The organism is Nocardioides humilatus, assembly GCF_008373755.1.
GTDB lineage: Bacteria > Actinomycetota > Actinomycetes > Propionibacteriales > Nocardioidaceae > Nocardioides > Nocardioides humilatus.
Map to the genome: position 1 here is coordinate 784,864 of NZ_VUJV01000003.1, position 19,298 is coordinate 804,161.

Sequence of the window (19,298 nt, forward strand, 5' to 3'; positions counted from 1 at the left end):
TGCCTCAACCATGCCGCTCAACCATCTGGTCAGACTACGTGGCGGAGTCGAGCAGCTTGCGGATGCGGACGTCGCTGACCTTGCCGGCCGTCCCGAGCTGGGGCGCCCACAGGGAGATGCGGAACTCCTCGAGCTGCCACCGCACCTGGCGCAGCCCCGCCGCCGGCGGGCGACCGGCCGGGAGGGCGTCGATCCGGTGGAGGTAGGCCTCCTGCAGCGGCAGCACCCGGTCGAGCCACTCGCGGTCGCGGCCGACGGCCATCCCACTCTCCGCGAGCTGCTCGCGGCGGCGGCGGATCGCGGCGAGGTAGACCGGGTAGCGCCGCAACTGCGCGGCACCGGCTTCCCCGACGAAGCCGGTCGGCACCAGCCGGCCGAGCTGGGCCTGCATGTCCGACAGCGCGGGCAGCAGGATCATCTCGGCCCTCCCGCTCAGCAGCCGGTCGGTCTCCCTGTGCGCGTCCAGGACCCGCAGCAGGTCCGGCACCAGCGCGCGGACGGCCGCGGCCGCCTCGGCGCGGAGCGTGGCCAGCAGGGCGTCGTACGCACTCGGGATCCGGAGGATGCCGGGCGCCTGAGCTGCGTCGACGGCGTCGACCACGACGGCCCGCAGGCAGTCGGCGAGGAGCGCCTGGACCGAGGGGTACGACGTGCCCGTCAGCCGCAGCTTCTGCTCGTTGGAGAGGCCGTCGACGAGCCCGCCGAGCGGCGCCTCGCCGAGCTCGACGAGCAGCAGTCGGACCAGGCCGAGGCGATGGCGTGCGTCGCGCTCCTCGACCGAGCCGAAGACCTGCAGCCCGACCGTCGAGCCCTCGTCGACCAGGCCGGGGAACGCCTCGACCTCGTGTCCGGCTCGGGTCCAGGTCGCGGTCGCCGCGATCTCGCCGAAGACCCACGACCGCTCACCGGTGCGGGCGACGCCGCTGTCGGCCGCGACCTCGGCCATCGCCTTCTCGAAGCGCGGACGCAGCGGCGCCTTGAGTGCTGCCAGGTCCTTGCCCCGGGCCTGCTCGCGGCCCTTCTCGTCGACGACGCGGTAGGTCGGCCGCAGGTGCGACGCCAACTGGTCGATCCCCCAGGACTCGCGCGGCACGTGGACGCCGGTCGTGGAGCGCAGGAAGCGCTCGAGCGCGTCGAGGAGCGCCTCCTCCCCCGCCGGCACCTGCGCCAGGAAGTCGCGCGCGGTGTTGGGCGCCGGGACGAAGTTGACCCGCAGCTGCTTGGGCAGGCTGCGCAGCAGCTCGGTGACCAGCTCCTCGCGCAGGCCGGGGACGTTCCAGGAGAAGTCCTCGTCGCCGACCCGGTTGAGCACCGCGACCGGTACGTCGATCGTGATGCCGTCGTCCTTCGCGCCCGGCTCGAAGTGGTAGGCCAGGTCAAAGGTCAGGCCGCCGTCGGCGACCCACCGCTCCGGGTAGTCCTGCTCGGTCACCTCGGCCGCTGCGTCGTGGGTGAGCATCGCGGGATCGAACGTCAGCAGGGTCGGCCGCTCCCTGCGCGCGCCCTTCCACCACTGGTCGAAGTGCGCGCCGCTCACCACGTCGGGTCCGATGCGAGCGTCGTAGAAGTCGAAGAGCGTGTGCTCGTCGACGACCAGGTCGCGGCGCCGGGCCCGGTGCTCGAGCTCCTCGGCCTGCTGCAGCTGCTTGCGGTTGTCGTGGAAGAACTGGTGGCGCGTGGACCACTCGCCGTAGACGAGGGCGTGCCGGATGAAGAGCTCGCGCGCCAGCTCGCGATCGACCTTGCCGTAGGAGACGAGGCGATCGGCGGCGAGCGGGACGCCGTACAAGGTCACGCGCTCGCGCGCCATCACCGACTGTCGCTTCTGCGACCAGTGCGGCTCGGAGTAGGTGCGCTTCACGAGGTGCTCGCCGATGCGCTCGGCCCACTCGGGCTGGATCGCGGCGTTCTGGCGCGCCCACAGGCGGCCGGTCTCGACGAGCTCGAAGGCCATCACGAAGGGCGGGTTCTTCCGAGCCAGGCCGCTGCCGGGGAAGATCGCGAACTTGGCGCCGCGCGCGCCGAGGTATTCGCGGGGGCCGGGGCGACGACTGGCCTGCCTGCTGCCGGGTTTCGGCTTCTCCCGCTCCTCCAGCAGACCGATGTGGCTCAGCAGGCCCGACAGGAGCGCCTGGTGGATGCCGTCGGCGTCCGGCTCTCCTTCGCCCTTCTCGAGGCGGATCCCCATCTCCTTGGTGACCTGCCGGAGCTGGCTCTGGAACTCCTGCCACTCGCGGACGCGGAGGTAGTGGAGGTACTCGCGCTTGCACATCCGGCGGAACGCGCTCCCGGACAGCTCGCGCTGCTGCTCCTTGAGGTAGCGCCACAGATTGAGCCAGGTCAGGAAGTCCGAGCCCTCCGCCTTGAACCGCGCGTGGGCCTGGTCGGCCCGCGCCTGCTCGGCCGGGTGGTCGGCGCCGGGCCGCTCGCGCGGGTCCTGCAGGGAGAGGGCCGAGACGATCACAAGCACGTCGCGCACGCAGCCGAGCCGCTCGGCCTCCAGCAGCATCCGGCCGAGGCGGGGGTCGATCGGGAGGCGGGCGAGACGCTGCCCGGTCTTGGTCAGTCGCTGCCCGTTGATCGCGCCGAGCTCCTCGAGGAGCTGCTGGCCCGCCTGGATGTTGCGGCGGTCCGGCGGCTCGACGAACCCGAACCGCGCGATGTCGCCGAGCCCCAGCGCGGTCATCTGGAGGATGACGGAGGCGAGGTTGGTGCGCAGGATCTCGGGGTCGGTGAACTCCGGTCGCGCGTCGAAGTCCTCCTCGCCGTACAGACGGATGGCGACGCCGGCCGCCACCCGACCGCATCGTCCGGAGCGCTGATTGGCCGACGCCTGGCTGATCGCCTCGATCGGCAGCCGCTGGACCTTGGTGCGCGCGGAGTAGCGGGAGATGCGCGCGACGCCGGTGTCGACGACGTAGCGGATGCCCGGCACCGTCAGCGAGGTCTCGGCCACGTTGGTGGCGAGCACGATGCGGCGACGGGAGTCGCGGGCGGGGGCGAAGACGCGGTGCTGCTCGGCGGCGGACAGCCGTGAGTAGAGAGGGAGTACGTCGACCCCGCGCGGACCTTCCGCCAACGGCTGCAGTGCTTCGGCCGTATCGCGGATCTCGCGCTCGCCGGGGAGGAAGACGAGTACGTCGCCCGGCCCCTCCGCCGACAGCTCCTTGACCGCCTCGACGATCGCCTCGGTCGGGTCGCGCTGGATCGCCTCTGCTTCCTCGTCCTCTTCGGGGAGCTCCATCAGGGGTCGGTAGCGGATCTCAACCGGGTAGGTCCGCCCCGACACCTCGACGATCGGCGCGGGCTTGCCGGCCCGGTCGGCGAAGTGCGCCGCGAACCGTTCGGGATCGATCGTCGCGCTCGTGATGATGAGCTTGAGGTCCGGGCGCTTCGGCAGCAACTGGCGCAGGTAGCCCAGCAGGAAGTCGATGTTGAGGCTGCGCTCGTGCGCCTCGTCGATGATGATCGTGTCGTAGCGGCGCAGCATCCGGTCGCGCTGGAGCTCCGCGAGCAAGATGCCGTCGGTCATCAGCTTGATGCGGCTGGCCTTCGACGTACGGTCCGTGAACCGCACCTGGTAGCCGACCAGCTCGCCCAGCTCCGTGCCGAGCTCCTCGGCGATCCGCTCCGACACCGCCCGCGCCGCGATCCGCCGCGGCTGGGTGTGCCCGATCATCTGCTTGCGCCCGTGCTCGTCGGTCCCGCCGCGGCCCAGCTCCAGGCAGATCTTCGGCAGCTGTGTCGTCTTCCCCGAGCCGGTCTCCCCGGCGACGATCACGACCTGGTGGTCACGGATCGCCTGCGCGATGTCCTCGCGGCGGGCGCTGACCGGGAGGTCGGGCGGGTAGGTGATCTTCACAGCGTGGGTCATTCTCCCCTGACCGACGAGTGGGGGGCCAACGGGTTAGCGGATGTCCCAGTAGCGCACGTTGACCGTGAAGTCCCTGACGTCGTAGGCCGCGCCATCGTCAAGGCCGACCGACCAGATCACGTGCGGGTCGTCCCAGACGTCACCGAGCACGGCTCGGACCGCCGACACCTGGTTGCCCCGGTGCTGACGGACCTTGCCGTCGAGCTTCGCGCGGGCGATCCACTCCGAGCGCCGGTTGTACTGGTAGATCGATAGCTGGGAACCACGGCCTCCGCCACCGTAGGCGTCGATGCGCACCCACAGCGGCATCTGGAACGGCCCGACCGGGATATAGATGCCGTGCGAGGTGGCCACCCCGCGCTGCGACCGGCTGCACCGCGCCTCGGCGCGAAAGCCGAGCGATCCGCGCCAGCCGGCGCGGGCAGGCGTCTTCAACGAGGCGCACCGGCCGACATACTTGTCGAGCATCGTCCCGCGGGCCGACACCGTGCGCTTCCAGGTCGTCTGCACCAGGCGCTCGTAGGACAGGTCGATCTGTCCCGTGACGACCTTTTCGTTGTCGGCCTGGTCGACGGTGTCCATCGTGACGGTGTAGGTCCCCTCCGGCAGGAGCTCACCGTCACCGTCGCGCCCGTTCCACAGGAAGGCGCGGTCGGCCACGCTGAGCATCAAGTCGCCAGACGGACCAGTGATCGTGGTCTGGACGCTCTTCATCGGGTCGGTGTTACCGACCAGGTGGATGCGGACCTCGTCTCGCCACCCGTCACCGTCGTCGGCTGCCGGGTAGAAGACGTCCGCATCCTTGACCATTCTGTGCAGGAAGGTGTCGCGGACGTCGAACCCGATGATCTTCGACTCGTTGGTGGCGTCCCATTCGAAGGTGTCGGTGATTTCCCCGACGAGGTGGCCGTAGACACCGGCGTCAGCGGTAACCGTCGCTGTGTAGTCGTACTCGTGGCCATCGAACAGAGCGTCCGTCGGGCCGATCGGAGGCAGTGGGCCTCCCGCTGGAACTCCCGTCGCATCGCCGGAGACGAGCACCGGGCCGCTCCCGCCCCGAAGGTGAACGGTCCACGCGATGTCGAGCGTCGTCGTCGGCGCGGGCGTGATGAGGATCGGCCGGAGCATCGACGGCCCGACGCGCCACGGGGTGTCGGTGCCTGCGAGGAATCTTGTGTAGACGTGCACCTCGTGGAAGGGACCCCGCTCTCGGCAATCATTCGTGAACGCCTCCGTCGGGCACTCGTAGAGCCGCAGGTGCAGGGTGCCGTTGACCCCCGCAGGGAACGTGGCCACGTGGGGCCCGCTCGACGCGACCGGCTCCACGGTCCACGTCGTGCCCTGGAAGAGGAGCATCAGGTGTCCGGCGCCGGTGTGCTGGACGTCGATCACGTAGTCGGTGATGTCCGGGTTGAGGTCCGTGATCTCCGGCCACGTGACGGTCAGCGTGCCGTCGGCCGACGATGAAGGTGCCGCTACGAGAATCCCCGAAGCCAACGCTGCGAGCAGCGCGACGAGCGCCGCAGCGCGCACTCGTACCGAAGACCTCGCCATGCCACTCCCCCGTGTCTCGCCCGATCGGACCGGGAGATCGTAAGCGGGGGTCGCCGCGCAACAAGCGGAATGGTTGGATTTCTCGTCGAAACCCAACTATTTCCCTTGTGGCGCGGGGGTCCGAGCGCAGCGAGGTCAGCTCTTCGAGTAGCTGCTGTCCTGGTTGGAGCCGCTGTCGGAGTCGCTGTCGGAGTCCGAGTCGCTGTCGGTCCCGGGCGGGAGCGGCAGGTCGGGCAGGTTGTCGTCGTCGCCGGGCTGACCGGGCTGGCCCGGCATACCGGGGAAGCCCTGCCGGCCACCCGGAGGTACGGCGGGCATCCCGCCCTGCTGCATGAATCCGACCATCTCGGGCGGCCGGCGGTGGTCGCCGCGATCGTGATCGCTGACCAGGGCGGTCGTCACCGAGCCGCCCACGGCGCCGAGGATCACCCCCGCCGCGGCGACCGCTGCGACCGAACGCATCCGGAACGCACGATCGCGCCAGCGGGTCGTGGGCACGGCCGGCTCGATGGGCCCAGTGGGCTCGGCCGGCTCGACCGGCTCGGCGGCGGGCGTGGGGTCCAGGTCGTTGTCGTCGTGTTCGCTCATGGGCATCACGCTGTCCCGGCTTCCTGTGCCGCGCCTGTGCATCAGCCACCAACCGGCCATGACCGATGGCGGCTCCTCGACCCACGCCGCGCGCACACGTCGTACACAGGAAACGCACAGGCACCGAGGCCACACTTGACCCATGACGCAGACCGACGAGCTCACCCGCCCCGACGGGAGTCCGGTGCGCGTGCTCGTGGTCGACGACGAGGTCAACATCGCTGAGCTGATCGCAATGGCGCTGCGCTACGAGGGCTGGACAGTTGATGTCGCGCACAACGGCACCAAGGCGGTGGCGGCCGCGAAGGCCGAGCGGCCCGACGTCGTCGTACTCGACTGGATGCTGCCGGACTTCAACGGCCTCGAGGTGCTGCGGCGCATCCGGGCCGCCGAGCCCAACGTGCCGGTCCTCTTCCTCACCGCGCGCGACGCCGTCGAGGACCGGGTGGCGGGACTGACGGCGGGTGGCGACGACTACGTGACCAAGCCGTTCTCGCTGGAGGAGCTGGTCGCGCGCCTGCGCGCGTTGGTACGGCGAGCAGGGCTCGCCGTCACGCAGAGCGCGTCGCAGCTCGTGGTCGGTGACCTCACGCTCGACGAGGACTCCCACGAGGTGACCCGCGCCGGCGAGGAGATCCACCTGACGGCGACGGAGTTCGAGCTGCTGCGCTTCTTGATGCGCAACCCGAAGCGGGTGCTCAGCAAGGCGCAGATCCTCGACCGGGTCTGGAACTACGACTTCGGCGGCCAGGCCAACGTCGTCGAGCTCTACATCTCCTACCTGCGGCGCAAGATCGACGCGGGGCGCGACCCGATGATCCACACAATGCGCGGTGCGGGCTACGTCCTGAAGCCGGCGAGCTGACCGGCGACGTGCGCGTCCTCCCCCGCACCCTCACCAGCCGCCTCGTGCTCACGGCGGTGGCGCTGGTCGCTGTCGGCGCGTGCCTGGTCGGTGTCGCGACCACGGTCGCCATGAGGGACTACCTCACCGGCCAGCTCGACGCGAAGGTGCTCGATTCTGCCGACCGAGCCGCGCGCGGTCCTGATGGGCCTGACGGACCGGACTTCCCTCGTCCGCACCCGGGCGACGTGTTCCTCGACCTGGGCAACCAGGAACCAGGGACTCTCATCGTCTTCACGGCCGCTGGCGACGGATACGTGGTGAGCGACCTGCGGGGCGATGACGACGAATTGTCCGCCGATGCAGTCGCCCTCGTGTCCGCCGTCCCCGCCGACGGAGACGTGCACGAGATCGTGGTGCCCGGACACGGCAGCTACCGGGTCACCGTGACTGCCGACGGACGCCTCGTCACCGGACTGCCGACCAACGATCTCGACGACGCGGTCGAGTCGCTCGTCCGACTCGAGCTGGCCCTGGGGGCGCTCGCCGTCGTGCTCGCGGGCATGGCCGGCACGGCCGTCGTACGGCGCCAGCTCCGGCCTCTCGCCGACGTGGCCGCGACCGCGCACTCGGTGGCCGAGCAGCCGCTCGGGTCGGGGGCGGTCGGCGAGCTCGCCCGCGTGCCGGACCGGCTGACGGATCCCACGACCGAGGTCGGCCAGGTCGGCCAGGCACTCAACACGCTCCTCGAGCACGTGGAGTCGTCGCTCGACGCGCGGCACCGCAGCGAGCAGCAGGTGCGGCAGTTCGTGGCGGACGCGTCGCACGAGCTGCGCACCCCGCTGACGACGATCGCGGGCTACACCGAGCTCGCGCGCCGCCGCAACGACCCCGAAGCGACGGCGACCGCGCTCGCGAAGGTCGAGGAGGAAGCGGCCCGGATGACCGCGCTGGTGGAGGACATGTTGCTCCTGGCGCGTCTCGACGCGGGCCGTCCGCTGGCACAGGAACCGGTCGACCTGACGAAGCTCCTGCTGGAGGCCGTGGCCGATGCCCGGGTCGTCGCGCCCGACCACGCGTGGCATCTCGAGCTCGACGGCGACGTGCCGGTCGAGGTGACCGGCGACGCCGATCGGCTGCACCAGGTGGTCACCAACCTGTTGACCAACGCGCGCAAGTACACGCCCGCCGGCACCACCGTGACCGTCGCGGTCGATCACGACGGTTTCGAGGTTCGCGACGACGGCCCCGGCTTCCCGCCGGAGCTGGTCCCGGTCGCGTTCGAGCGCTTCTCCCGAGGTGACGCGTCCCGCCATCGTGAGGGCGGGCTCGGGCTGGGCCTGGCGCTGGTGCAGGCGATCGTCGCAGCCCACGGCGGCACCGTGACCCTCACCAGCGACCCCGGGGACACCCGGATCCGCGTGCAACTCCGGCCTTGATTCAAGATTGTCTGACAATCCGTGGTAAACAGGAGGCACACGTAACGCAGGGAGGCGGGGACATGAGCATCACCACGGGCACCGGCACGTCGATGACGACGACCGAGGTCGAGCGCGCCGAGGCGCGGACGGCGCACAACTACCACCCCCTGCCGGTGGTGCTCGCCCACGGCGAGGGCGCGTGGATGACCGACGTCGACGGCAAGCGCTTCCTCGACCTCCTCGCGGGCTACTCCGCGTTGAACTTCGGCCACAGCCACCCGCGCCTGATCGGCGCCGCTCACGCCCAGCTCGACAAGCTCACGCTCACCAGCCGCGCCTTCATCCACGACGCGTTCGCCGACTTCTGCGCCGCGCTCGGCGACCTGTGCGGCAAGGAGCTCGTCCTGCCGATGAACACCGGCGCCGAGGCCGTCGAGACCGCCATCAAGGTCAGCCGCAAGTGGGGCTACGAGGTCAAGGGCGTGCCCGCCGACCAGGCCCGCATCATCGTCGCGAGCGGCAACTTCCACGGCCGCACGACCACCATCGTCGGCTTCTCCGACGACCCTGACGCACGCGACGGCTTCGGCCCGTTCACGCCCGGCTTCGACACGGTCCCGTACGGCGACCTGGCGGCTCTCGAGGCCGCCATCACGCCGAACACGGTGGCCGTGCTCATCGAGCCGATCCAGGGCGAGGGCGGCGTGGTCATCCCGCCCGAGGGCTACCTCCGCGGCGTCCGCGAGGTCTGCACCCGCGAGCGCGTCCTCTTCGCCGCCGACGAGATCCAGGCCGGCCTGGGCCGCACCGGGCGCACCTTCGCGTGCGACCACGAGGGTGTCGTGCCCGACCTCTACGTCCTCGGCAAGGCCCTCGGCGGCGGCATCGTCCCCGTCTCGGCGGTCGTCGGCAACCGCGACGTGCTCGGCGTCCTCAAGCCCGGCCAGCACGGCTCCACCTTCGGCGGCAACCCGCTCGCCTGCGCGGTCGGCCACGAGGTGGTCCAGATGCTCGCGACCGGCGAGCACCAGACCCGCGCGGCCGAGCTCGGCGAGATCCTGCGCGAGCGCCTCGAGGCGCTGGTCGGCAAGGGCATCGTCGGCTTCCGCGTGCGTGGCCTCTGGGCCGGCATCGACATCGACCCCGCCATCGGCACCGGCCGCGAGGTCTGCGAGCGGCTCATGGCGCGCGGCGTCCTCGCGAAGGACACCCACGGCTCGACGATCCGCCTCGCTCCCCCGCTGGTCATCTCCGAGGACGACCTGCACTGGGGCATCGACCAGCTGGCCGCCGTACTCGTCTGATCGGACACCGGCTGACCGCCGCCGTGCGGGGTACCGACTCCTCATGCAACGAGGCGGCGGAATTGGAGGCCTGATCCTGGCGATCTGGCTGATCATCGGCGTGATGGCCGCGTTCCAACGCGGCTACTTCAACGGGGAGCGCGAGGTCAGCTGCCGCACGTTCGGGGACACCGCTCTCACGATCGTCGCGGGACCACTCAACTACGCAGGCGTCAACCCGAAGGTCGACTGCACGACCCCGAAGCCGTCGAAGTAGGGATCAGTCGAGGGTCTCGACGATCGCCGGCAACGCCTGGGTGACGAGCCGCACGAGCTCCTCGCGGCTGACGCCGTTGGCGTCCTCGCACCAGGCGAGCACGGCGTCCTCGACGAAGGCGACCCAGCCACCGACGACCAGGCGCGTGATCGGGGTGTCCTCGATGAACACCTCGACCCCGGGCGTCTCGAAGGTGCGGTCGATCATCTGCCCGCGAGCACGCTCGTAGATCCCCCGGACCTCTTCGTTGCCCCCCGCCGCCGCGCGGACCAACGAGCGGTAGCCGGCGTGGTTGGCGATCACGTAGTCGACGTAGGCCGCCAGCGAGGCGAGCAGCCGGACGATCGGATCGTCGTCCTCCGGCGGCGCCGTGACCGCGACCAGGTCGTCGGCGGCGCGCTGGATGACGGCCTCGTGGAAGCCCTGCTTGCTGCCGAAGTAGTGGTAGAGCAGCCCCCGCGAGACGCCGGCCTCCTCGCTGAGCCGGTCGATCGAGATGTCCTCGATCGTGTGCCCGGCGAAGAGCTCGAGGCCGAGCTCGAGCAGCTGCTCACGGCGCTGCTCGGGCGTGAGGCGGGTGCGGGTGGCGGCGGTCACAAGAACAGTCTATTGACTAAAGTTCAATAGCGCCAATACCTTCTTCCTCATGCCGAAGAAGACTTCGAAGACCGAAGCGACCCTGGTCGACCACCTCATCGTCGGGGCCGGCTTCGCCGGTCTCGCCTCCGCGATCAAGCTGCAGGAGGCCGGCGAGCGCGACTTCGTCGTCGTCGAGAAGGACAGCGACGTGGGTGGCACCTGGCACATCAACACCTACCCCGGCGCGGAGTGCGACGTCCCGAGCCAGCTCTACAGCTACTCCTTCGCGCTCAACCCCGACTGGTCGAAGGTCTACTCCCCCCAGCAGGAGATCTGGGAGTACACCAAGAAGGTCGCCGAGGACGCCGACGTGCTCGACCGCTTCGCGTTCAACACCGCCGTCATCGACGCGAAGTGGGACGCGACCACGCAGCGCTGGCTGGTCAACACGACCAACGGGCAATACTCCGCCCGCACCGTCATCTCCGGCTCCGGCGGGCTCTCCGAGCCGCGCATGCCCGAGATCGACGGCATCGAGGACTTCCAGGGCGAGATCTTCCACTCCTCGCGCTGGGACCACGACGTCGACCTGACCGGCAAGCGCGTCGCCGTCATCGGCACCGGCGCCTCCTCCATCCAGCTGGTCCCCGAGCTGCAGAAGATCGTCGGTCACCTCGACGTCTACCAGCGCACGCCCAACTGGATCATCCCCCGCAACGAGCGCCGCTTCACCGCGGTCGAGAAGGCCGCGTTCCGTCGCGTGCCCGGTCTCCAGAAGGCCGCCCGCGCCGCGGTCTACGCCCAGCTCGAGGGCCGCGCGCCGGCCTTCACCCGCTTCCCGCAGCTGCTGCAGGTCGTCGAGCGCCAGTGCAAGAAGAACATCGCCAAGGCGATCTCCGACCCCGAGCTCGTCGCCAAGGTCACCCCGACCTACCGCGCCGGCTGCAAGCGGATCCTGATCTCCAACGCCTGGTACCCCGCGCTCGCCGCCGACAACGTCGACCTGGTCACCGACCCGATCACCAAGGTCACCGGCGACGCCATCGTGACCGCTGACGGCGCCGAGCGGCCGATCGACGTCCTCGTCGTGGCCACCGGCTTCTACGTCACCGAGCCGCCGATCGCCCAGCACATCACCGGGCGCGAGGGCCGCACCCTGGCCGACGTGTGGAGCGAGGCTGGCATGGCGGCCTACAAGGGGACGACCGTCCACGGCTTCCCCAACATGTTCCAGATCGTCGGCCCCAACACCGCGCTGGGCCACTCCTCGATGATCTACATCATCGAGTCGCAGGTCCGCTACATCGTCGAGGCCGCCCGCGCGATGCGCAGCAAGGGCCTCGCCGCGATCGAGCCGAAGGCCGAGGCGCAGGCCGCGTGGACCGCTGAGGTCCAGGAGCGGATGAAGCCGACCGTCTGGACGACGGGTGGCTGCGCGAGCTGGTACCTCGACAAGTTCGGCAACAACACCACCCTCTGGCCTGGACAGACGTTTACGTTCCGCCAGCACCTGTCTAAGTTCGATGCCGAGGCGTACGACGTCGCGACGCCCGTCACCGTGAGCACCGCTGCCGAGGAGGCACTCGCATGAAGTCCCTGAACGACAAGGTCGTCGTCATCACCGGTGCCGGCTCCGGCATCGGCCGCGCCGTGGCGCTCAACCTCGCCGGCCAGGGCTCGCGGCTCGCGCTCTCCGACGTCGACGAGGCCGGCCTGGCCGAGACCGTCGCGCTGGCTGAGAAGGCCGGTGCCCCCGAGGTCCGCGGCGACAAGCTCGACGTCGCCGACCGTGAGGCGTTCGCCGCCTACGCCGACACCGTGGTCGAGCAGTTCGGCCGCGTCAACGTCGTCGTCAACAACGCCGGCGTCGCGCTGGCCGGCGACTTCGTCGACCTCGAGATGAAGGACATCGACTGGATCATCGGCATCAACTTCTGGGGCGTCGTGCACGGCTCGAAGTTCTTCCTGCCGCACCTGATCGAGTCAGGCGACGGCCACCTGGTCAACATCTCCTCGCTCTTCGGCCTGGTCTCGATGCCCGGCCAGAGCATGTACAACGCCTCGAAGTACGCCGTCCGCGGCATGACCGAGGCGATCCGCGAGGAGATGCTCATCGCCGGCCACAAGGTCGGCGTCACCGCCGTCCACCCGGGTGGCATCAAGACCGCGATCGCCCGCAACGCCCGCGTCTCCGAGCACGAGGACAAGAACGCCACCGCGAAGCTGTTCGACGAGAAGCTCGCGCGGATGACGCCCGAGCGCGCCGCCGAGATCATCGTCAAGGGCATCAAGAAGAACCAGGCCCGCGTGCTCGTCGGTCTCGACGCCCACGCGATCCACACCTTCGGCAAGCTCGCCGGCTCGCGCTACCAGGACGTCATCGCGTTCGGTTCCAAGCGAGTCATGCCCACCAAGGTGGTTTGATCGGCCGCGTGCCGATCGACGCTGCGCCGCTCGCCCCCGGCGACCCCGTCCGGGTCGTCATGTCCAAGTGGGGCGAGCGGGCGCACTGGGAGTACGACGCCATCTACCTCGGCTCCGACGAGCACGGAGAGTGGATCGGCTGCCCGACCGCGACGTTCTACTCGCGGCCGGGACTGGAGTTCGTAGCGGCGTTCGCCGGCGTGGTCTGCAAGCCCGCCGGCGGCGCCGCTCACCTGGCCTGCTTCAACGACGAGCACGCCCAGGCGGCGATCTACGTCGACATGACGACCCCACCCGAGTGGGACGGCACCACGCTCCGCGCGGTCGACCTCGACCTCGACGTGGTGAAGCGTCAGGACGGCACGATCTACCTCGACGACGAGGACGAGTTCGCCGAGCACCAGGTCGCCTTCGGCTACCCCGCCGAGGTCGTCGCGATGACGGAGCGCTCGGCCGCGGAGGTGCTGGCCGCCGTACGCGCTGGTGAGGCGCCGTTCGACGGCACCGCCGCCACCTGGCACGAGGTCCTTCAGCGTTTCGGTGGCGGGAGCGCGTCGGTCGCCTCGAGCTGACCCATCCCGGTCACGAGCAACAGGTCGACCACGATCGACCTCAGCTGGGCGAGGATCGCGTCGCCGGCGAGGGACTCGGAACGTTCGACGAGGCCGGTCGCCTCGCCGACCGCGAGCACCACCGGGCGCGCCTCGAGGGCCAACCGGTCGCTCGCCAGTTCGTCGGCCACGGCCTCGACGGCGAGTGCGAGATCGGCGGTGAGGTCGGCGTACGACGACGGCACCGGCCGGTGCGTGTAGGCCGCCACTGCCGTCTGCCGGACCAGCACGCGGGTGCTGCGCAAGGCGCGGTCGAGCGGATCGACCAGCTCGACCATCCGTCGGATGCCCTCGCGATGGCGCACCCGGAAGGGCGACGAGGCGATGATCGAGACGCCCTCGTCGGCCGCGGCCTGGAGCTCGCGGATCATCCGATCCGTGGCGCGGGCATCGGCGAGCAGGTCGAGCGCCGGCTCGGGTTCGCCGTCGACCATCGCGTGGCTGGCGGCGCGCAGCAGGTCGGCCGTCTTCCGTGCGACGGCGGCCGCCTGTTCCCGCGGCCGTCGCAGCGGCGCGGCGGGCACGATCGTCGCGGCGATCAAAGCGACACCACCCCCGATGAGGGCGTCGGTCCAGCGGGTCAGGGCGGCGTCCGGGTTGGGCAGCAGGGTCGCGACGACGATGGACTGCACGGCGGCCTGGGTGACGAAGATGATGCCGGCGTCGAGCAGCAGGGCGGCCGACATCGCCAGCGCAACGACGAGGCTGAGCTGCCAGGCACCGGTGCCGATCCACTGGACGAGCACGTCGGCGACGAAGACGCCGATGGCGACGCCGAGGGTGACCTCGACGACGCGCCGGAGGCGCTGTCCGTACGACGTCCCGAGCGACACCACCGCCGCGATCGGCGCGAAGAACGGGGTGGTGTGACCGAAGAGCTCGGAGGCCGCCCACCACGCCACTCCCGCGGCGATCGCGCACTGCCCGACGGCGAACATCTTCGAGCGCCACCGCTCCACACGGCCCCCGATCGAGAGCCGGCTGCGGGCCCACATGCGATCCAGCGGCATCTCCACGACGCAGATCGTGTCATGTGGAACGCTGGGGTCGTGCGGATCGACTTCCACGGCTCCCCGAAGCCGACCCTCGGCGTGGAGTGGGAGTTTGCCCTCGTCGACCGCCGCACGCGCGACCTCCGCAACGACGCGGCCCATCTCTTCGCTCGGGCGAAGGCCCGGATGCACGACCCGAGCCGGCTCCACAAAGAGCTTCTGCGCAACACCGTCGAGGTGGTGACCGGGATCTGCGACACGGTGCCCGAGGCGATCGCCGACCTGCGGCGCACGCTCGAGCACGTCGTACCTGCCTGTGACGAGCTCGACCTCGACCTCTTCGGCGGCGGCACCCATCCCTTCGCGTCGTGGACCGCGCAGCAGCTCACCGAGGGCCACCGCTACGAGGAGCTCATCAACCGCACCCAGTGGTGGGGCCGCCAGATGCTGATCTGGGGTGTCCACGTGCACGTCGGCATGCCCGCCAAGGACCGGGTCCTGCCGGTGCTGTCAGCGCTTCTGAACTACTACCCGCACCTCCAGGCGCTGTCGGCCTCCTCCCCCATCTGGGCCGGCGTCGACACCGGCTACGCGTCCAACCGCGCGCTGATGTTCCAGCAGCTGCCGACGGCGGGGCTGCCGTTCCAGTTCGAGGAGTGGGCGCAGTTCGAGTCGTTCGTGCACGACCAGAAGGTCACCGGCGTCATCGAGGAGCTCACCGAGATCCGCTGGGACGTCCGGCCCGCCATCAGCCACGGCACCCTCGAGAACCGGATCTGCGACGGCGTCTCGACGCTGGCGGAGATGGGCGCCCTGGTCGCCCTCACCCACTGCCTCATCGTCTGGCTCGACGAGCGTTGCGCCGCGGGCGAGAAGCTCCCGACGATGCCGCCGTGGCACGTGCAGGAGAACAAGTGGCGCGCCGCGAGGTACGGCGTCGACGCCATCGTCATCCTCGACGCCGCCTCCAACGAGCGGCTCGTGACCGACGACCTCGCCGACCTCGTCGTCAAGCTCGAGCCGGTCGCCGAACGACTGGGCTGCTCCGCAGAGCTCGCCTCCGTGCTCGACATCCCGCGCCGCGGAGCGTCGTACCAGCGCCAGCGCGCGGTCGCCGAGCGCACCGGCGGCGACCTGGTCGCCGTCGTCGACTCGGTCGTCCAGGAGCTGCGCGCCGACCTCGGGTGATCCCCGAATAGAGGGTCTGCACGGTATTCACGGGCCGATCGCCGGGATTGACTGTCGGCATCCCGCTGCCAAGGAGGATCGAGATGATCCGGCGCCGCCTGCTTCGCCCTGCCGTCATCCTGAGCTGCGCGATCGGGCTCACCCTCGGTCCGATCAGCTCCGATCCGCCCGCACAAGCGACCTGGTCGAACGGTGGCGGTGGCCAGACGATCGCGACGGCCAACCCGGAGGCCGCCTCGGCCGTGATCACGGCCGGCGTCGTGCAGACCTGCGGACTGCGGGCCGACGGTACGGCTAGGTGCTGGGGTGGGAACTACGACGCGATGACCCCCGGGGGCACCTTCACCACACTCAGCTCCGGATACGGCCAGGTCTGCGGTCTTCGGGTGACTGGCCTCGCGGTCTGCTGGGGCGACAACGGCTCCGGCCAGGCCAACGCTCCCACCGGGACCTTCACCGCCGTCGCGGCCGGCTATTTCCACACCTGCGGGATCCGTACCAACGGCAGGGCCACGTGCTGGGGGAACAACGACGACGGACAGAGCACGGTCTACTACCCGACCGCCACCTTCACCTCGATCACGGCCGGCGTATCGCACAGCTGCGGGCTGCGGACCAACGGCACCGGGACGTGCTGGGGCAGCAACGACTATGGACAGAGCAATGTCCCGGCCGGCACGTTCACCTCGTTGTCCGCGGGCGGCTATTACACCTGCGGGATCCGCACCGACGGATCCGTGACGTGTTGGGGCCTCAACGTGGGGGGCGAGGCCACCGCTCCCCCGGGCGCCTTCACCAGCGTCGATGCCGGGGGCTCACACACGTGCGGCGTCCGTGTCGGTGGCAGCGTCACGTGCTGGGGACGCAATGGCTACGGGCAGGCCACCGCACCGTCCGGATCCTTCGTTGCCGTCGCCACCGGCGAGTTCCACACCTGCGGGATCCGCACCAACGGCACCGCGAGCTGCTGGGGCTCCAACGACCAGGGACAAACCTCTGCCCCCGAGGACACCTTCGGCCAGCCGGGCATCAGCGCGGGCACCAGCACAAGCTGTGGCGTCCGGCCCAACACGACGGTGGTGTGTTGGGGCACTGACGCCAACAGCGTGGTGAGCGACTCACCGTCCGGGCACTTCACGCAGGTGACCGACGGGGGCGCCCACGCCTGTGCGCTCGCCATCACGGGCATGCCCCGATGCTGGGGCGACAACACGCTCGGTCAGACCGACGCGCCTGCCACCACCTTCACCACGCTCAGCGCCGGAGAGAGCCACACCTGCGGGGTGCTCGCCTCAGACGCGGTCGACTGCTGGGGCGAGGACGAGTTCAACCAGTCGTCGCCGCCCCTGGGCACGTTCGTCGCTGTCGCCGCGGGCAACTCCCACACGTGCGGCCTCCGCACCACCGGCGCGCTGACGTGTTGGGGCAACAACGCGTCGGGGCAGACGACCTCCCCCACCGGCGTGTACACCGCCGTCGTCTCGGGCGATGCCTTCAGCTGTGCCCTCAAGACTGCCGGGACCCTGCGCTGCTGGCGTAGCGATGACCGCGGGCAGGCCACGCCGCCTGACGGCACCTTCACCCAGGTCACCGCGGGCGGCAACCACGCCTGCGCCCGCGCGACGGACGGGACCATCGAGTGCTGGGGCGCCAGCGGATGGGGCAAAGCGTCCCCGCCGTCAGGCAGGTTCCTCAGCGTCGAGGCTGGCGCCAGCCACACCTGCGGCGTACGCAGCACCGGTCAGGTCGTCTGCTGGGGACGCAACCACGCCGGCCAGACCTCAGTGCCGGGCAACTTCGGCTGACCGGACCGGGGTGACCGGCGCCTCATGTGACGGCGGTCCCAAACAGGAGCATCTCGGTGAGGGTCGGGTCTAGCGTCCGAAAAAGTACGGCGTCCAACGTCGGGCGTCGGGCCCACAAGGAGCTCCCCCATGGCCGCACGTCGAACCCTCGCAATCCTCGTCAGCCTGGGGTGGCTCGCCGCCCTGCTCGGCCTTGCATCGCCCGGTCTCCTACCGAACGCCCTGGCGGCATCGACGAACGGCGCCGACGCACCGGCGAGCACCCTGACTCCCGAGACACTCGTCAGCACCATCGATTCGGGTGGCTACTTCTCGTGCGGGCTCCGTACCGACTCGACGATCTCCTGTTGGGGCTCGGCCTCCTACGACGCGACGTTGCCACCCGCGGGCACGTTCACTGCCCTCAGCCTGGGCGACTACCACGCTTGCGCGCTCCGCAGCACCGGCGTCGCCCGCTGCTGGGGCCGCAATGACTACGGCCAGGCCGCCCAGCCCGGCGGCCCGTTCGCCGCCATCTCCGCCGGCTACGTCCACACCTGCGGGCTGCGGTTCGATGCCTCGGTCATCTGCTGGGGCAACAACAACTATGGTCAGACCACCGTGCCGAGCGGAACGTACAGCGCCGTCAACGCCAACGGTTGGCACACCTGCGCGATTCGCACCAACGGCACGGTCGCGTGCTGGGGCAACAACGCCGACGGCGAGACCAACGCACCGGCCGGGACCTTTGTCTCGGTCGTCGCAGGTCACGCCAACTCGTGCGCGCTCCGCACGACCGGCACCATCGCTTGCTGGGGCGGCAACGGTGCAGGCGAGTCCACTCCACCGAGTGGCACCTTCACCACCCTCACCGCCGGGGCTGGAAACGTGTGCGGGATCCGCACCAACGGAACGGCCGCCTGCTGGGGTCTGAACAATGCCGGTCAGGGTGTCGCTCCCGCCGGCACGTTCACCAGCATCTCGGCGGGCTACTGGCACAACTGCGCGGTGCGCACCAACGGCACCCCGATGTGCTGGGGCCTCAACGGGGACCACGAGTCCGAACCGCCCGACGACCTGTTCGGCAGACCGGCCATCAGTGCCGGAGGTAGCACCAGTTGCGGCCTCCAGCCCAACGCCACGATCGTGTGCTGGGGCGCCGCCGGCGACCCGATCGTCCAGGCACCGCCTGCGGGGCGTATCGCGGTCACGTCGGTCGGCGAGGCGCACGCCTGCGCGGTCCGCACCGACGGCGGGCTGCGGTGCTGGGGCAGCAACTCCAGTGGCCAAGCCTCCCCACCTGGCGGCGCGTTCGCCACGGTCGACGCGGGCAGCTATCACACCTGTGGGCTGGAGACCTCCGGCGCCGTGGCCTGCTGGGGCGGCAACACCTACGGTCAGTCCACGCCGCCGCCGGGTGCCTTCATCGCCGTGAGCGCCGGCGGTCTGCACTCCTGCGGCCTCAAGGTCACCCACCAGATCGTGTGCTGGGGCGACGACTTCAGCGGCCAGACGACGGTGCCCGCCGGTCAGTACGCGGCCGTCAGCGCCGGCGACCTGTTCACCTGCGGGCTGCGCACCAATGGCACCCTGCGGTGCTGGGGCAGCAACGGCAACGACACCGCAACCCCACCGGACGGAACCTTCCGCTCCGTGAGCGCAGGCATCAACCACGCGTGCGCGATTGCATTCGACTACACCGTCGAGTGCTGGGGCTTCAACGGCTTCAGCAAGGCCTCGCCACCCTCGGGACGGTTCCTATCCGTCGAGTCGGGCCACGACCACACGTGCGGCGTACGCGTGTCGGGAGTGCTCGCCTGCTGGGGCGCGAACTACAACGGCCAGTCCTCGGTGCCCCGCGACTTCGGCTGATCCCGAG

General features: G+C 70.2%; 15 protein-coding genes. 10 read left to right on the forward strand and 5 right to left on the reverse strand.

The window, feature by feature from the left end; all coding sequences use genetic code 11:
• Window positions 1–34: 34 nt before the first annotated feature.
• From hrpA to F0U44_RS11735, 3 genes are all read right to left on the reverse strand, one after another.
• The gene (hrpA, locus tag F0U44_RS11725) at window positions 35–3,874 is read right to left on the reverse strand and encodes an ATP-dependent RNA helicase HrpA (protein ID WP_149728454.1); all 3,840 of its coding nucleotides are present in this window, start codon (window positions 3,872–3,874) and stop codon (window positions 35–37) included.
• Window positions 3,875–3,907: 33 nt separating this feature from the next.
• Window positions 3,908–5,428 carry a T9SS type B sorting domain-containing protein gene (locus F0U44_RS11730; RefSeq protein ID WP_149728455.1) on the reverse strand — a complete coding sequence of 507 codons (1,521 nt, stop codon included), beginning with the start codon at window positions 5,426–5,428 and terminating at the stop codon, window positions 3,908–3,910.
• A 135-nt stretch (window positions 5,429–5,563) separates the two neighbouring features.
• Complete coding sequence (locus F0U44_RS11735; RefSeq protein WP_149728456.1) at window positions 5,564–6,016, reverse strand: hypothetical protein; 453 nt, start codon at window positions 6,014–6,016, stop codon at window positions 5,564–5,566.
• Between the two features lie 142 nt (window positions 6,017–6,158).
• On the opposite strand from F0U44_RS11735, the gene F0U44_RS11740 reads away from it, so the two are divergent.
• From F0U44_RS11740 to F0U44_RS11755, 4 genes are all read left to right on the forward strand, one after another.
• Entirely contained in the window at window positions 6,159–6,881 is a 723-nt protein-coding gene (locus F0U44_RS11740) for a response regulator transcription factor (RefSeq protein ID WP_149728457.1), read from the forward strand.
• A gap of 8 nt (window positions 6,882–6,889) precedes the next feature.
• Entirely contained in the window at window positions 6,890–8,299 is a 1,410-nt protein-coding gene (locus F0U44_RS11745; RefSeq protein WP_246160427.1) for a sensor histidine kinase, read from the forward strand.
• A gap of 62 nt (window positions 8,300–8,361) precedes the next feature.
• Window positions 8,362–9,585, forward strand: coding sequence for an ornithine--oxo-acid transaminase (gene rocD / locus F0U44_RS11750; RefSeq protein WP_438616487.1), 1,224 nt, complete (start codon window positions 8,362–8,364; stop codon window positions 9,583–9,585).
• A gap of 43 nt (window positions 9,586–9,628) precedes the next feature.
• Complete coding sequence (locus F0U44_RS11755) at window positions 9,629–9,841, forward strand: hypothetical protein (protein WP_149728458.1); 213 nt, start codon at window positions 9,629–9,631, stop codon at window positions 9,839–9,841.
• Window positions 9,842–9,844: 3 nt separating this feature from the next.
• Here F0U44_RS11755 and F0U44_RS11760 read toward each other — a convergent pair whose 3' ends face one another.
• Window positions 9,845–10,438 (reverse strand): TetR/AcrR family transcriptional regulator, encoded by a 594-nt coding sequence (locus tag F0U44_RS11760; RefSeq protein WP_149728459.1) that lies wholly within the window; start codon window positions 10,436–10,438, stop codon window positions 9,845–9,847.
• Between the two features lie 49 nt (window positions 10,439–10,487).
• Here F0U44_RS11760 and F0U44_RS11765 point away from each other — a divergent pair, with 49 nt between their 5' ends.
• From F0U44_RS11765 to F0U44_RS11775, 3 genes are read left to right on the forward strand one after another with little or no spacing between them, the layout of a single operon-like run.
• Window positions 10,488–12,011 carry a flavin-containing monooxygenase gene (locus F0U44_RS11765; protein WP_149728460.1) on the forward strand — a complete coding sequence of 508 codons (1,524 nt, stop codon included), beginning with the start codon at window positions 10,488–10,490 and terminating at the stop codon, window positions 12,009–12,011.
• A complete protein-coding gene (locus F0U44_RS11770) occupies window positions 12,008–12,844 on the forward strand; it encodes an SDR family NAD(P)-dependent oxidoreductase (RefSeq protein ID WP_149728461.1) in 837 nt (278 codons plus the stop codon). Before F0U44_RS11765 ends, F0U44_RS11770 begins: the two co-directional genes overlap by 4 nt.
• Before the next feature lie 8 nt (window positions 12,845–12,852).
• Entirely contained in the window at window positions 12,853–13,416 is a 564-nt protein-coding gene (locus F0U44_RS11775) for a ribonuclease FAU-1 family protein (RefSeq protein ID WP_149728462.1), read from the forward strand.
• Here the strand turns inward: F0U44_RS11775 and F0U44_RS11780 are convergent.
• On the reverse strand, window positions 13,374–14,465 hold the full coding sequence (locus F0U44_RS11780; protein WP_149729025.1) for an FUSC family protein: 1,092 nt from the start codon (window positions 14,463–14,465) through the stop codon (window positions 13,374–13,376). The genes F0U44_RS11775 and F0U44_RS11780 overlap by 43 nt on opposite strands.
• Before the next feature lie 39 nt (window positions 14,466–14,504).
• Between F0U44_RS11780 and F0U44_RS11785 the strand changes: the two genes are divergently transcribed.
• From F0U44_RS11785 to F0U44_RS11795, 3 genes are all read left to right on the forward strand, one after another.
• On the forward strand, window positions 14,505–15,635 hold the full coding sequence (locus F0U44_RS11785) for a glutamate--cysteine ligase (protein ID WP_223163656.1): 1,131 nt from the start codon (window positions 14,505–14,507) through the stop codon (window positions 15,633–15,635).
• Window positions 15,636–15,718: 83 nt separating this feature from the next.
• A complete protein-coding gene (locus tag F0U44_RS11790; RefSeq protein WP_149728464.1) occupies window positions 15,719–17,440 on the forward strand; it encodes an RCC1 domain-containing protein in 1,722 nt (573 codons plus the stop codon).
• A gap of 129 nt (window positions 17,441–17,569) precedes the next feature.
• Window positions 17,570–19,291 (forward strand): RCC1 domain-containing protein, encoded by a 1,722-nt coding sequence (locus F0U44_RS11795; RefSeq protein ID WP_149728465.1) that lies wholly within the window; start codon window positions 17,570–17,572, stop codon window positions 19,289–19,291.
• The last annotated feature ends 7 nt before the right edge of the window (window positions 19,292–19,298 follow it).